Raw genomic sequence first — 14,046 nt, forward strand, 5'->3', positions numbered from 1 at the left:
ACAACTTGGTTTTATTTTTTTTGAAATTATTTTTTAGACTTCAATTCCTCAATCAGTTTATCCTCAAGATGGGATTTGATTTTAACAACTGCATTTACATCGTCGTTAGGAATAGTCATCGATAAAACATAGTGTTTTATTTTCCATTGATTGCCTACTTTTAGTAACACACCCGAACCTCTACAGATTTTCATTTGCGTGTCCAGCAGTTCGTCAAACCACACTATTTTTTTATCATCACTAAAGTAGATATTGCGTTCCAGCGCTTTAAAGTTCCACGCTTTTCCTTTGTCAAAATAGGGTTTGGCATAGGCTTGAAATTCCGTTTTATTCCAGTTTTCAGTAGCGTCAGTGCCGATGAAGATAGCATCTTCCGTCATCGCTTCAAAGTAGTTGTTAAAGTTAGCCTCGGCAGCCGCTTTGTGCCAATTGTTTAGTAGGAGATTGACCTTATCCGTTTCCGTTAATGGCTTATCTTTTTTAGAACCACAAGCAGTTAGAGTAATTATGAAAAGGAGTAGAAGAAGCTTTTTCATGATGATGAATTTTTTATAAAGATATAAAAAAGAGCAATTGGTTTTCCCATACTAGTTTACGTCAGTTCAAGTAATTTTCTAACTCAAAAACGCCAGTTTTTAAAACAGAAAATTACATCAACAAAAAAACCTCCCAACTCGCAACACGCAACTCACAATTTTAAAACTTCTCCCCATGCTGAGACAAATCCAATCCCATATTTTCCGATTCCTCTGAAACCCTAATAGGAATGATGAGGTTCGTTAACTTAAACAACAAATAACTTCCCCCAAAAGTGAAGATAGAAACCAAAACCAACGCTATCATGTGATGACCAAAAACCGAAATCCCACCATGAAGTAAGCTCGCGTTTTCCCCTTGCGCAAAGATAGCCGTTAGTATCATCCCCATAATTCCACCAACGCCGTGACAGGCAAACACGTCTAGTGTGTCGTCTATTTGTTTTAGCTTTTTCCAATACACCATTTTGTTAGAAACAATGGCACCAATAAACCCAAAAAACATACTCTGCGGAATAGACACAAATCCAGCCGATGGAGTAATCACCACAAGTCCAACTACAGCACCAATACATGCTCCGAGTGCCGAAACCTTTCTGCCGTTCAGTCTATCGAAGAAAACCCACGTTAGCATAGCCGATGCCGAAGCGACAGTAGTAGTGGCAAACGCCATTGCTGCCGTAGCATTCGCCGCTAGAGCCGAACCCGCATTAAACCCAAACCACCCAAACCAAAGCATACCAGTACCAAGCAGTACAAACGGAATATTCGTTGGAATATGTTCACTGTTCTTTCTTTTACCTAAAACGATAACGCCAGCTAATGCTGCAAAACCCGCACTCATGTGTACCACCGTTCCACCGGCAAAATCCTTCACCCCAAAGTAACTGCCCAACAGTCCATTCGGGTGCCAAATCATGTGACACAACGGTGTATAAATAACCAGTGTAAACAAACAGATAAACAACAAAAACGAAATAAATCGAATGCGTTCTGCTAATGCACCCGTGATAATCGCCGGAGTAATAATAGCAAACTTCATTTGAAAAAGCGCATAGAGAATAAAAGGAATAGACGAACCCAGCACCTGATGAGGTTTCGTTTCCACTTGGTCAAAAAAAGCAAACTGTAGCGGATTACCAATAATTCCATACGTCTTCCCATCAATAACAATCCCGATACTATCGCCAAACGAAAGACTAAACCCAACCACTACCCACAGCAAACTAATAACCCCAAGACAAATAAAACTCTTCAACATCGTCGAAATAACATTTTTCTTGCCCACCATACCGCCGTAGAAAAACGACAAACCCGGCGTCATCAACAAAACCAAGCACGAAGCCGTTAACATCCAAGCCACATCCGCAAAGTTGATGCTATCCTCTGTGTTAAATACGTCGCTGCTAGCCGGTTCATGTTGCCATAACAACCCCGTTATAGCTACTAAACTAATAATGATAAAAGAAACAATCCATCGCTTTTCTATTTTCATAATTCTTTATTTTATGATTGAACCCTAATTTTTATAGGGTAAAAATATAAAATTGTTTGTTTTTTTCAACCATTACCCCTTTATTTTTTAAAAAACTATTTGTTTTTATGAAAATAAGCAAAAAGTCTTTACTGTTCTAGAATAGTCTTAGTCCTTGGGATACTTTTTTATTATTTGTTTACTCCGTATGAGACAGTAGTTGAAATCAAAAGGACTAATTTATCCTTAGTTTATCAATAGTTTAGCTATGGTTTAAGTTATTGATTATCTTATATATACATGATATACACATGATATATACACGACATATATACGATATATAGTAAGGGATAGCTTTAATGATGTGAAATTGAAGGGAACTTAAGTAATTGTTTCCTTTTTTTTAGTTTTAATAATTTGGGAAAATAAAACGTGTTTTTATAACCTCAATATTCAAAATGACAAGCACCTGAATCCAAAATGACACACACCCGAATCCAAAATGACAAGCACCCGAATCCGTTTTTACACGCTCAGAATCGGTTTTTACACGTCCAATATTCAAAATGACACACACCCGAATCCCTTTTTACACGCTCAAGATTCGAATTATCACGTCCATTATTTAAAGAGGTTATGAGATTTCTTGATAAAATAAACTAATTTTTTAAAGAAGAAATATAATATGAAGCATAGTAGATTTGTTTGATACTAGGAGTATCACCAGACTTCAATTTCTTTCCAATTTCATTAAATACAGAATCAAATTTTATATTTTTAGATTTTGCAATCATTCCAATTTTGTCAAAGTTTGATATTAAATCTTCCCCTTTTTCAATACAAGAATTATATTTTTTTATAACATAATTTAGAGTATTCTCTAGTAAAGAGTTTTCTTCAAAAATTATCTTATCCAAAACATCGAGATAATTAATTCTTATTTTTTGAATTAAATTATTTTCAAAGTTTACTAAATCTTCTGTTAACTCATCTCGTTGTTGAATTAATGCAGCGATATTTGAAACTTTACTTCTTTCATTATCAGTTAGATTATCCCACAATAAAGAGTTTATTTTTTTATAAAATTCAGATGTTTTCGAATGTATATTTATACTATCTTTTAAAAATTTAAAATCAACTTCTTTGTTTTTAGTGTTGGCTTTTAATTTTTTTTCTAAATCTTTTTTAGAGATAGAATATTTATTAAAAATTTTAGAGGAATTATCGCTATTTAAAAAATCTTTCATTTCATGTGAGTTATATATATCATCCCACATTTCTTTCTTTTTACTATATTCTCCTAAATCATCACTTTTTGCATATTTTTTTATCAATTCATTTACTAGTATCATTAACTCTTTTAGATGTACTTTCAAATCATCTTCAAGACCTTCTTTAGCCCATAATTTTGCTAAATCAAAAGTGTTTGTGTTCTTCTTATCTCCTTCTGTTTTTGAAAATAAGATTGACATTGTATAAGGAACTACAGCAGAACGTAATTGTCCAATTGCATTATTTCTTGCACCATGAATTTCTTCGAGGGATTTGAATAATATTATTCTTGATATTAATAATTCATAGAAGTTTCTATCAATATTCAATTTTCTTTCATTTTCTTCTGAACTAATATCTTCAAGGAATTTTCTAAAAATTGCTTCACCACCTTTTTTTACTTTGTATGGTTCATCACCCCAAGAAGAATAGTACTTACCTAGTTGTTCTTTTGTAAACCTGTATTCTTTTGGATATTCTTTTTCTATCCTATTCTTTCCAGATTGACCTGCTATTCTCAGTTTTGTATTGAATTCCCCTTTTGACTTTTCAAAGAACCATTTACGTCCTGAAGGTGTAATTATACTTTCAGAAAGAGCTTTAATTTTATTCAACTGAGGATTTCTTGAACGTAAATCTACAGTAGTAACTTTTGATTGAGAATTTGAAAATTCACTTATACTAGAGATTAATTCATTTAAATCTTCTTCGGAAACGTTTTTGGCAACATTAATTTTTGCCATTACTTTTACTTTACTTACGTCGATTCCATCTTTTTGACTAAAGTAAATACTCGCAGTAGTTTGACCTCCATTAACAATTTGAAAATCAGATAAGGATTTTATATAAACTTTGTCGTTAATTGTTTCAATTTCTTTATTACTTGCAGTTATAGTCAAACCATTATTAAATGCAATAAATTTTTCTGGATCTTTTGTTAATGTTTTTCTCATACCAAGATTTACTCCTCTAAACTGCAAGAAAGACCTAACATTTTTTTCTAATAATCTCGAACTAAATCTTTTATAAAGTTCTGCTAATATAGTAGCAGGTAAAACACATAAATAAGATTCAAAATTTATTTCGTCAGCTGCTTTTATGGCTTCAATTTTAAAATCAAATTGTTCTTCAAAATTAATGGTCAAAGCTTCTCTATTACCTTGTGAAATTAGAACACTGTATAGAAAATTTAAGTCTACTAATCTTTTTAAGATTAAGATTTCTTTTTCTACAGTTTCTCTGTTTTTAGTATATCTTATTTTTATTTTTTCATCTTTGAAATCCATTCTTTTTGGCTGCACATTTGAACCGCTACCGGTTACAGTAGCTGTTGCAGAAACTAAAAATATTTCTACAACATCAAACTGGTCAGCACCAAGGGAAGAAGACATTTGGTTAATTAAAGCATTTATTGCTCCAATATCTTGTATGTCATTCAAATGCCCTTTTATAGCTTTGTTTGTAAAGCTTGTAGCTTTTTTAAATATAGCGTCATAATACTCCTTCAATGAAATTTCAAGATTTTTCGTGTTTAAATCTATTGATTCATTGTTTAAAATGAATAACTGTAATCTTTCTCCAGAGTCATTTATTACATATCCGTTGATTTTAATTGGAGAACCATCAATCTCCGTTGAATAATAAGTTTCCGTAAAATCTTCCGTATCTATTAATTTAGCATCCAGCATAGAAGGAATGATATTATTAATAAAACTACTTTCATTAATAAACCCTTCGTCATCTTTAGACTCATTAAGTAAATCAACACGATATTTTAAATACTCTTGAATTTCCATCTAGAATTGTTTTTTGTTGATAATAAATTTTTCAATCAGATTTAATCTGATGCTGTAATTTAATTTATAGACTTCTTCTGGAATTGTAGAACGAATTAGTTTTGGAAAATTTTCTTTAGTGCTATCATATGAAATTTCTTCAATTGGTGTATAACGATAAACTTCATATTGATCTAAATCCCCAATAGTCAATCCTTTTTGAGCTAACGTATTTATAAAAATTGAATTGTCTCCTAATTTATCAAGAACTATTGTTTTTACTTCATTGATCAATAATTTTAGACTTAATCCATTTTCATTGTCTGGATTTACAAAAATTACTACTAATTCTAGCTCTTTACCTTTTTCAGATTGCAATTGAAATTCACTCGAAATACGAACATTATTTTTAGAACTTTCAATTGTTTTGATTTCATAATCTGTAAATTCAAAAACAAAATCATGTCCTTCATCATATGGTCCTCGCCATGAAATTAAAACATCATCAACATCTATTTTTGAGGTAAGTAGTAAATTCTTTAAATAGAAGAGTTCTCCAATCAATCCTTTTACTTGTTCTCTTGTGAGCCCATCTGTTTTTTTATTTTCAAAAAAAGCACTCCACTTAAAAAAGTGTCTTGTAAATAATTCCGAATACTCTTCGGTATTATAAATATTGTAAATTTTACTGTAAATAGATAATATTAAATCATCGAATAAGTCTTTGAAAAAGTCATCATTTAAGATAATACACAAGCATTTTTCTTTTTTAAAATATTTAAGGGAAAGGTTTTCTTTTTCAAATTGTTGAAAAGGTTTGTCATAATCAAGAGGCAATTCAAGAATTAAACATCTTTGACTTTTTTTATTAAAACCAATGTTTAATTGAGGTATTGACTCTTTTGAAAGTAATTTATATTCAAACTCTCCTTCTCCAGATGGAATAATTTTATTCCAAATATTTTCAATGATTTCTTTATTCATTTTCTAATGATTCAATTTCGTCACTTTCATCCTCCTCTTCAAGACTATTATTTTCATTTTCTCTTATATGAACATTAATTAAATAATCTTCACCAAGACCAGCATCAATTGGAGGAATACCAATTGCATAACCAATTAGAGGTATAGTTAAATCTATATTTTCATTATTTGCTTTTTCAACGAGGGCATCATCTCTAAAAACTTCAGTCAAATCCATTAAGAAAACAACTAATAATCCATCTGTTGGTTTCATTTTTTCACGAAATGCTTTTTCAGGAGTATTTTTATTATATTTTTCTTTGAATTCTTGTTCAATTAGTGCGATTTTTTCTACTTCCAAAGTCATACTCATATCACGACCACCAGATAAAATATTTGAAGATCCACCAGATACTTTAAATATATTCTTATCAATAAGTTTAGTGTAATACTTTGTTCCTTCTTTTGAACTACTTCTCTTTATTAATTCAATATCATTTGCAAAATTTGTGTCATTTTTTTGCAAATACTTATCTGTAGATCCTGTTGTTTTTATTGCAATTGTCCAATTGGTTAATTTTTCAAACTCGTTACACTTTCTTACGAATCTTATAACTGCCTCGGTAGGGAAATCAACAAAAGTTTTTTGTGAGATTAGAAAATCTTCTAATCCATTTACATCAGTTTTTAATATTATTGCCTTTCTAAAATCATCATAGAAGAAATTTTCTTTGTATTTGTTATAAATAGATTTGAAATTTTTCCAAGAAGATTCTATTGTACTTTTATTTATTAATAAATCGGTTGTTTGCAAAAGTTTATCTTCAAAAGACCATTTTTCAGTAATAGTATTTTTTAAAATTGCAGGTCTAGTAATTTGTAAAGCGCTTGGATGAGTTAGAATTTTAGTTGCATAATCTCTAGGTTTCTTTTTTGCTTTTGATAACATTCTAAACTCTTCCTCTAATTCTTCTATTGTCCATGTACATTGGTCAAATTTTTCAAATGAATCAGCAGTTGTAAATAATTTACAACAGTCTAAATATCCTGGTCTGTAGCCAAACCATCTGCCCATTTGTAAAAGCGTATCTGCATAATTTGTGTTTCTAATGAAGTAATTAATTGTCAGTCCTTCAAGGGTAAAACCTCTAGAAAGTTTATTCCCTCCAATTACAATATATTTTTTTTCACCGCTTTCGTAATCAAGAATATCTTTTTCAACAGTATTTACTGCTTTTACTTCAATTCCATTAATTGCAGAAACCAATAAATCTCTAACTTCAAGGAATGTTTTCCTTGTCAAATATTCATCTTCATAGTTTTCAGGCAAATATTCTCTAATGTTATTTATTGCATCGGCATAATATTTAATCCAAATTCTTTCAAACTCTATAAAAATTGAGTCACTTGCAGATAAAGTGTCGTTATTTAATCGAGTTTTTATGTAATCTATTTTTTCTATTATAAGTTTTTTAGTTTTACATTGCCAATCTGAAAATCTCGAGATATGAATTAGCATTGTATTATGAGGATGAAATAACTTTGATTGTATTAATTCAGGTCTCCTTGATAATCTTATAGCAATTGAAACTATAAAACATTTTATCGCTTCATCTAAAGATTTTGGTAATTGATGTGGAAATAATTCATCTATTTTTTCCTTACCGCCACCATTTTTACCATCATCTTTTTTTGTTGCTCTTGTACTTTCTTTATAGTTTTTAAAAGATATGTATTCAGAAACAGCAATAGGATCATTATCGAATTCACTTTTATTATTATATTTTTTCACTCCTTTTAGACTTCCGTCAGATAAGACTTCAACTCTTTCAGGAAAACACTCAATATAGTCACTCAATGGCTCGGCTAATAAAGGCTCAATTTTTTTAATTTCTTCAATTCGTGTTTCAAAGAAATTTTTTGGTCCTATATAGTTTGAAGGCGGAATTAACAATTCAATAAAATCATCAGGGAATAAATTTCCTTCTAGGTCAAATTCTAATTCAGAATTATTTTTACTGTCTTTAACCTTCCATTTTACTTCAGGTTTCTTATTCCAATCTTGAAGTATATTAGCAAAAGGGGTTGCTGTGTAACCAATATATGTCTTACGATTGAACAAGGCTAGCAAAGCTCTAATATGACCATTTATTTTGTTTGCATATTCACTTCCTTTGTGTCCAAGATTATTAATAGATGCATTATCCGCTTCATCATCAATAATAAGAAAAGGTATATTATGTTTATCATTATTTTCTAATAAGTATTCGTTTAACCACAAAAGCAAATTTTGTAACACGCTTGTATTTTTTTTACAAATTAAAATATTTGTGTTATTTAGGCTAAATTGAGCTTGTTGCATTGTTCTATTAAAATCATTTTGAGTTGAAGTTGGTAGGATTACTTGATTAACGTCAGTAAATCGTCCCAATTGACCAAAAGATGATATTTCGCCAACACCTATAAATTTATCTTGGGCAATCATTTTGCCCTCTACTTCTTTTTCTGTTCTGATTTGAGTTTGTCTTCTCAAATCTTCCATGATGCCAGATAATACTATTATAAGTTTATATCCAACATCAATAGAGCTATTTACAACAGCATTAAAATTTGAAGTTTTACCAGATTGTACACTACCAACAACTAAACCTTTTACAAAGAAATTATTTGGATTTTTAGGATCTCCTATTTTTTTTATAATTTCTAGACTTGATCTTTCTGTTTCGTTAATCATTGATTTAGAACGCCCAAGTTTCTGTTCTAAATATAATAAATACCTTCCTCGATATGTTTTTGCTTTTGTTTCATCATTATCCCAACCAATTTCATCAATTCTATTTTCATTTAACCAAGTATCTTTATATTCATTTTGGATAGACATACTTGGGTTCATTATAGTTCTATAGTTGTATCTTACATCTCTTAGAGCAATCGTATACTTCTCGTCAAAATCAAAATTACCCCCATTAATAATCATAGGAAAAGACATTTGAAAAGCGGATAGACATTTGTTTTTTAAATCTTCACCTTCAAAAAAATCTCTGTCTGCATATCCTCTTTCTTGAAGAAAAGCTTCATAATTATATATAATAAAGCTTTTTATAAGTTCAATTGGGTTCATATATTCTTAATTTAAAAGTGAAGTAATTTCATCAGGGATATTGTTTTTTAAACCTAGATTTGGTAAAATGTCTTTCTTGATTTTTTCTTTGTGTATTCCAAGATTTAAGAGTTGATTAATTGACTTAACAATATCATCAATAGATATTCCATCCTTTTCTACATTTCCAGTTATTTCAATATTCTCTACTTGACGTACTTTATTAATTAGGTTAGAACTCATTTTTAGAATAAAATTAAGTTCTGCTTTTTGTTTGTTATTAAGAGAACTCTTTAAAGATTTCAATAATGGAAAGTCTTCATTATAATTCATTAAAACCCCTTTACTGGTAGCTTCTTTATTAAAAAGTTGATTGTTGTCTTTTTTTTGTTTCTGAGAAACATTTACAAGAATATGATTGTAAAATTCTTTCTGCGATTCTTTAGTTAAGTAGCTAATTTCTCTTAAAAATGAAATCTTTAAATCATGAGGTATATTTATTTGAGATTTAGCTACATTAAGATGGAAAAGATGATCAATTTTATTTCCAATTTCAACTCTTAATCTACCTAGTTGCATCCTAGATGACTTTTTTATTAAATTATTCCAACCACCAAAAAGTATTAATCGATTAGCCCTGTAAATATAAATTCCTTCCATATCAATTAGACTTTTATTGTTTGGAGTCCATATTGAATTATTGTTTTTTGAATCTTTTATACTTGAATTTGGCAAAATAAAACCTTGAATGTTAACTATATCTTTACCAAATTCTTTTTGTCTTGATTCAAGTATTCTAAGACCTGAATTATCTGTTCTAAACGGATTGAAAGGTTTAACAATACTGTTATTGATTCTAATTTTTAAAGGGTTTATATTTTTTTCCATAAACCTATGGAATACAATTGAAAGATATTCGCTTGTATTGTTGGTTATTTCCTCTTTAAATGCGCTTTTTTTATTTTCTTCTTCAAGATAATTTTCGAACTTATATAAACCTTGCCACACAATAATTGTGTTTGGAATAAAGTCATTCGATTTTTCTAAATGTTTATCTGAATGAAATTGGTATTTTTCTATATATTTTGATATTTCTTCTTCACTATTAATTAATATTTCCCATCCTTGATTTTTTAAATGATCAACATCCCATGTTATTCCGCTAAACTTTTTATCCCCTTTTTTTCTAGATAAAACTGTAAATTTTCTTGTTTGGGAAAATGAGGCTGTTTTAAGGCCTAAACCAAATCTCCCTAAATCTTCAGACTCTCTATAATCTTCTGGAGATTGACTTGGGAATTGCATGTTTTTTTTTAATGAATCATAATCCATTCCACTACCATTATCTGCTAAATAAAGTTCAAAAGGGGTAGTTTCAGTATCCGTTAAAATTTCAATTCTATCTGCATTAGCTGATATAGAGTTATCAATTAAATCTGCTAAAGCTGTTTCTAAACTATATCCCTGCTCTGCAATAGATTTAATTAAAAATTCAGGATTAGGATTTGCTAATTCATAATTTTCATTCATATCATTTCCTTAATTTTTTTTGCAATTCCCTCTGCCATCAGTACCGGAACCGCATTACCAATTTGTTTAAATGCAGTTGTTCTGCTTGACTCAAAAAAATAGTCGTCAGGAAATGATTGTATTCTTGCAGCTTCTCTTACTGTAATCGATCGGTTTTGTTCTATATCTGGATGAATATAGTAATGTCCATCAGCACAAATGTGAGCAACAACGGTATGTGAAACACCTTTGTGGTTTACAACTTGAAATCTATTTGTGAATGATTTTGTATTGCTATGTTTTATGAGACGCTTAGGTAGTTCTGCATAATTTAATCTTTTACCATCATTAACCCATTTATCAACCGCTATTTTATAGATTTCTAGGTCATTTTCATTATTAAATCTTGAAACGTGTTGCGTTGTAAAATCTATCCCATTCCTAATGCCAGTAGATTCTAAATAATGATTTGTTTTTTTTGAATATTTAGTTTCTTTCCATTCACCTTGTCCGCTTTTTATTTTTGGTAAATCAGAAAACAAATCCTTTGAAATTTCAAATTGATTAATTACTTCTTCAAAATCAGGATACTTTAAATTCAAATTCTTTTTCCATCCAATTATAATAACTCGTTTCCTATCCTGTAAAACATTAAAATTCTTTGCATTTAATACTTTTTTATCTAATTCATATCCTGCTTCTTTTACAGCATTAAAAATAAGATCTAAATATTGTCCGTTATTAGCTGATAAAATACCAGGAACATTTTCAAATACAAACATTTTAGGGTTATACCTTTCTAAAAACTTTACATAATATTTATATAAATGATTTCTTGGATCATCATCCATGTTTTTTCTAGCTCTTCCCGCAACAGAGTATGCTTGACATGGTGGACCGCCAATAATTAAATCGACCTCTTTTCCATTTAATTCACTATCAATTATGTCAAAAATAAACGGAAGAGTTTCGGCTGAAATTTCTTTGTTGATTACCGATTTTATTAGATGTTTTGGTATTTTATTCCACAAATCATCTCTTGTTATTTTACCTTTTAAATAATCGTGGTATTCATTAATTCTATTACTATTTTTCAAATAATGAAATGAAGTTCTTGTTTTTAATGTGTCACAAGCATCTTTATTCATTTCAACGTGAGCAATCGGTTCAAATCCAGCTCTAATAAATCCTTCTGATAAACCACCAGCACCAGCAAATAAATCAATGAAATTTAAATTATTCATAATCAAATAAAATTTTAATGTCTACCTCTAAAGATTTTGCTAGCTTTTCTATGATTAAAAGCGAAACATTTCTGTTTCCTTTCTCAATATCAGAAATATAAGTTCTATCGATATCAGCAATATTGGCTAAATATTCTATTGAATATCCTTTTTGCTCCCTTAGTTGTTTGACTTTAGAGCCAAATTTTTTTCTTAAATCCATATGTTATAAAAATAGTTTTGTGTTGACAATTGACTGGTTGACAATTGTCAACATTTAGTGGTTACTTATTAAAATAGATACTAACAATTTTTCAGATTTTTTTTTAAGTGCTTTTGGAAAATTTAGATTATCCAAAATTATATCTAAGTAATATATCCAAATCTATCACCACAACCACACTCATTGTGTGTAACCTTTTGATTTAGATCAAATTACACTTGCATAATCAAAATAATGATCTAATCTTTGCAACAAATCCAAGTACATGAATACCTCATTTGAACGTTGCGAGAACACTAAAGTAGAATGGCTAACACCGCCAGAATTGGTTAAACAATTGGGCGAGTTCGATTTAGATCCTTGTTGCCCTATTGATGCACCGTTTTATCATGCTACAAATCATTATACTATTATTGACGATGGTTTGAGTAAGGAATGGAAAGGAAGAGTGTATCTCAATCCGCCTTATGGCAGAGGAATGGAATTGTGGTTAGAAAAACTAAAATATCACGGCAATGGAATAGCCTTAATTTTTGCGAGAACAGAAACTAAATGTTTCTTTGAACACATTTGGCATGATGCCGATGCTATACTTTTTGTAAAAGGAAGAATTAAATTCTATCACGTTTCTGGTGTGCAAGGCGGAACTCCTGGAGCACCGAGTGTATTTATTGCTTATGGGAAAGAAAATGCCATCGCGTTACAAAATAGCGGCATTGAAGGACGGTTTTTATCTTTGAAGTAATAAACTAGGATTACCTGATTTCATAACAAATGAATTCGGCAATATTGAATTGGGTATCAAAAATCCATTCGTTTTCTAGTAACAATTTTTTCAAGGCTTCGTTATCATTGGTTACTTCTTCAACAATACCGATTACCTGCATGTTTTCTACTTCGTCACCGTTTGGTGCTGTGGTGTTGCCTTCTGGCGTTATGAATATAAACTTTTTCATGATTCCATTTTCTTATATGTTCCTCTGCCATTAAACTCGATAATTCCTCTATCTCTTAAAAATTGAAGTTGCTGTCTGATTTTGTCTTTAATAAAATTATTATTGGGATATTTTACTTTCAACTCACTTTCAAATTTATAAATATCATTCAATGTAAAATCTTTGTTGGGTATTTTTTCAATACAGTTTAGTATATCTAAAATCCATCCTTTAGCCTCAACACTTTTGTTTCGTAGAAAGGTAGTTTTGGAAAAAGCTGTTTGAACGACATCGGGCTGAATAATTTTTGACTTTTCAATCAAGAAAATTTTCCCTAATTCGGAAACTTTAGAAATATCAATATTGCAACCCGTCCATCCAGCTCTTCTTGCTGTTTCAGACAAAGGTTTTCTTTTAATAATTATCTCTGGAGTGAAAAACTGTTTTGGAATAATTAGAAAATTATCAACTTTTAACTCTTTACTATACGTTAAAAAGAAAAAATTTGGATTGGTATCTGATGTAATTCGCTGTATCATGGTATCATAAGCACCATCTGTTATGGAAGTTCCTAATTTCCCACTTTTGCTTTTTAGTTCAAATTCTTCTAAACATTTTGTACAATAGAAGTCAGCAACTGGTCTGTTGTTTTCGTAGTCATTCAATGGCTTTTCGCCACAACTTGGACAGTAGGAGTTTTGCTTCACCCAACTTTCGGTTAAAACTCTAGCTATTTGAGAATTGCTTGTGTAACCTTTTATCAATTCTTTGTTAAAATGTAAATCCACGAAACTGTATTAAATAAGTATTGGTAAATATAATAACTATTTACAATTGTCAGCTCTAGCTTATTTGATAAATGGTTTAGAATTGGATAAAATTCCTTTCTCAGGAAGTTTTGAGAAATTCTTAGAAGATAAATAGATGCCCTTCGACTGTACTTCGACTTCGCTCAGTATAAACTGGGTATCAAAATATGGTGTAATTAGAATCAAAAAAACCCAACATCACTGCTGGGTTTTTAGGTCATAATTAG

11 protein-coding genes are annotated in these 14,046 nt (G+C 30.1%); 1 reads left to right on the plus strand and 10 read right to left on the minus strand.

Going from position 1 to position 14,046, the window contains the following annotated elements:
• Positions 1-26 precede the first annotated feature (26 nt).
• The 8 genes from G6042_RS05910 to G6042_RS05945 all read right to left on the minus strand — a co-directional run bounded on the left by G6042_RS05910 (position 27) and on the right by G6042_RS05945 (position 12,075).
• Positions 27-536 carry a nuclear transport factor 2 family protein gene (locus G6042_RS05910; RefSeq protein ID WP_169523378.1) on the minus strand — a complete coding sequence of 170 codons (510 nt, stop codon included), beginning with the start codon at positions 534-536 and terminating at the stop codon, positions 27-29.
• Between the two features lie 160 nt (positions 537-696).
• Complete coding sequence (locus tag G6042_RS05915) at positions 697-2,031, minus strand: ammonium transporter (RefSeq protein WP_169523379.1); 1,335 nt, start codon at positions 2,029-2,031, stop codon at positions 697-699.
• Positions 2,032-2,669: 638 nt separating this feature from the next.
• Positions 2,670-5,078 (minus strand): AIPR family protein, encoded by a 2,409-nt coding sequence (locus tag G6042_RS05920; RefSeq protein WP_169523380.1) that lies wholly within the window; start codon positions 5,076-5,078, stop codon positions 2,670-2,672.
• Positions 5,079-6,041, minus strand: a complete 963-nt coding sequence (locus tag G6042_RS05925; RefSeq protein WP_169523381.1) for a PD-(D/E)XK motif protein — start codon at positions 6,039-6,041, stop codon at positions 5,079-5,081.
• Positions 6,034-9,141 (minus strand): Z1 domain-containing protein, encoded by a 3,108-nt coding sequence (locus G6042_RS05930; protein ID WP_169523382.1) that lies wholly within the window; start codon positions 9,139-9,141, stop codon positions 6,034-6,036. Before G6042_RS05930 ends, G6042_RS05925 begins: the two co-directional genes overlap by 8 nt.
• Before the next feature lie 6 nt (positions 9,142-9,147).
• The gene (locus G6042_RS05935) at positions 9,148-10,650 is read right to left on the minus strand and encodes an ATP-binding protein (protein WP_169523383.1); all 1,503 of its coding nucleotides are present in this window, start codon (positions 10,648-10,650) and stop codon (positions 9,148-9,150) included.
• Positions 10,647-11,873 (minus strand): DNA cytosine methyltransferase, encoded by a 1,227-nt coding sequence (locus tag G6042_RS05940; protein WP_169523384.1) that lies wholly within the window; start codon positions 11,871-11,873, stop codon positions 10,647-10,649. Before G6042_RS05940 ends, G6042_RS05935 begins: the two co-directional genes overlap by 4 nt.
• Positions 11,866-12,075, minus strand: coding sequence for a helix-turn-helix domain-containing protein (locus G6042_RS05945; protein WP_169523385.1), 210 nt, complete (start codon positions 12,073-12,075; stop codon positions 11,866-11,868). The genes G6042_RS05940 and G6042_RS05945 overlap by 8 nt, the downstream gene beginning before the upstream one ends.
• Before the next feature lie 265 nt (positions 12,076-12,340).
• Between G6042_RS05945 and G6042_RS05950 the strand changes: the two genes are divergently transcribed.
• Positions 12,341-12,820, plus strand: coding sequence for a DNA N-6-adenine-methyltransferase (locus G6042_RS05950; protein ID WP_169523386.1), 480 nt, complete (start codon positions 12,341-12,343; stop codon positions 12,818-12,820).
• 10 nt (positions 12,821-12,830) lie between these two features.
• Here G6042_RS05950 and G6042_RS05955 read toward each other — a convergent pair whose 3' ends face one another.
• Both G6042_RS05955 and G6042_RS05960 read right to left on the minus strand, forming a co-directional pair.
• Complete coding sequence (locus G6042_RS05955; protein ID WP_169523387.1) at positions 12,831-13,031, minus strand: hypothetical protein; 201 nt, start codon at positions 13,029-13,031, stop codon at positions 12,831-12,833.
• Positions 13,028-13,798: a DpnI domain-containing protein gene (locus G6042_RS05960; RefSeq protein WP_169523388.1), complete on the minus strand. Its 771-nt coding sequence runs from the start codon at positions 13,796-13,798 to the stop codon at positions 13,028-13,030. The genes G6042_RS05955 and G6042_RS05960 overlap by 4 nt, the downstream gene beginning before the upstream one ends.
• Positions 13,799-14,046 lie beyond the last annotated feature (248 nt).

Source organism: Flavobacterium solisilvae (genome assembly GCF_012911605.1).
Classification (GTDB): Bacteria; Bacteroidota; Bacteroidia; order Flavobacteriales; family Flavobacteriaceae; genus Flavobacterium; species Flavobacterium solisilvae.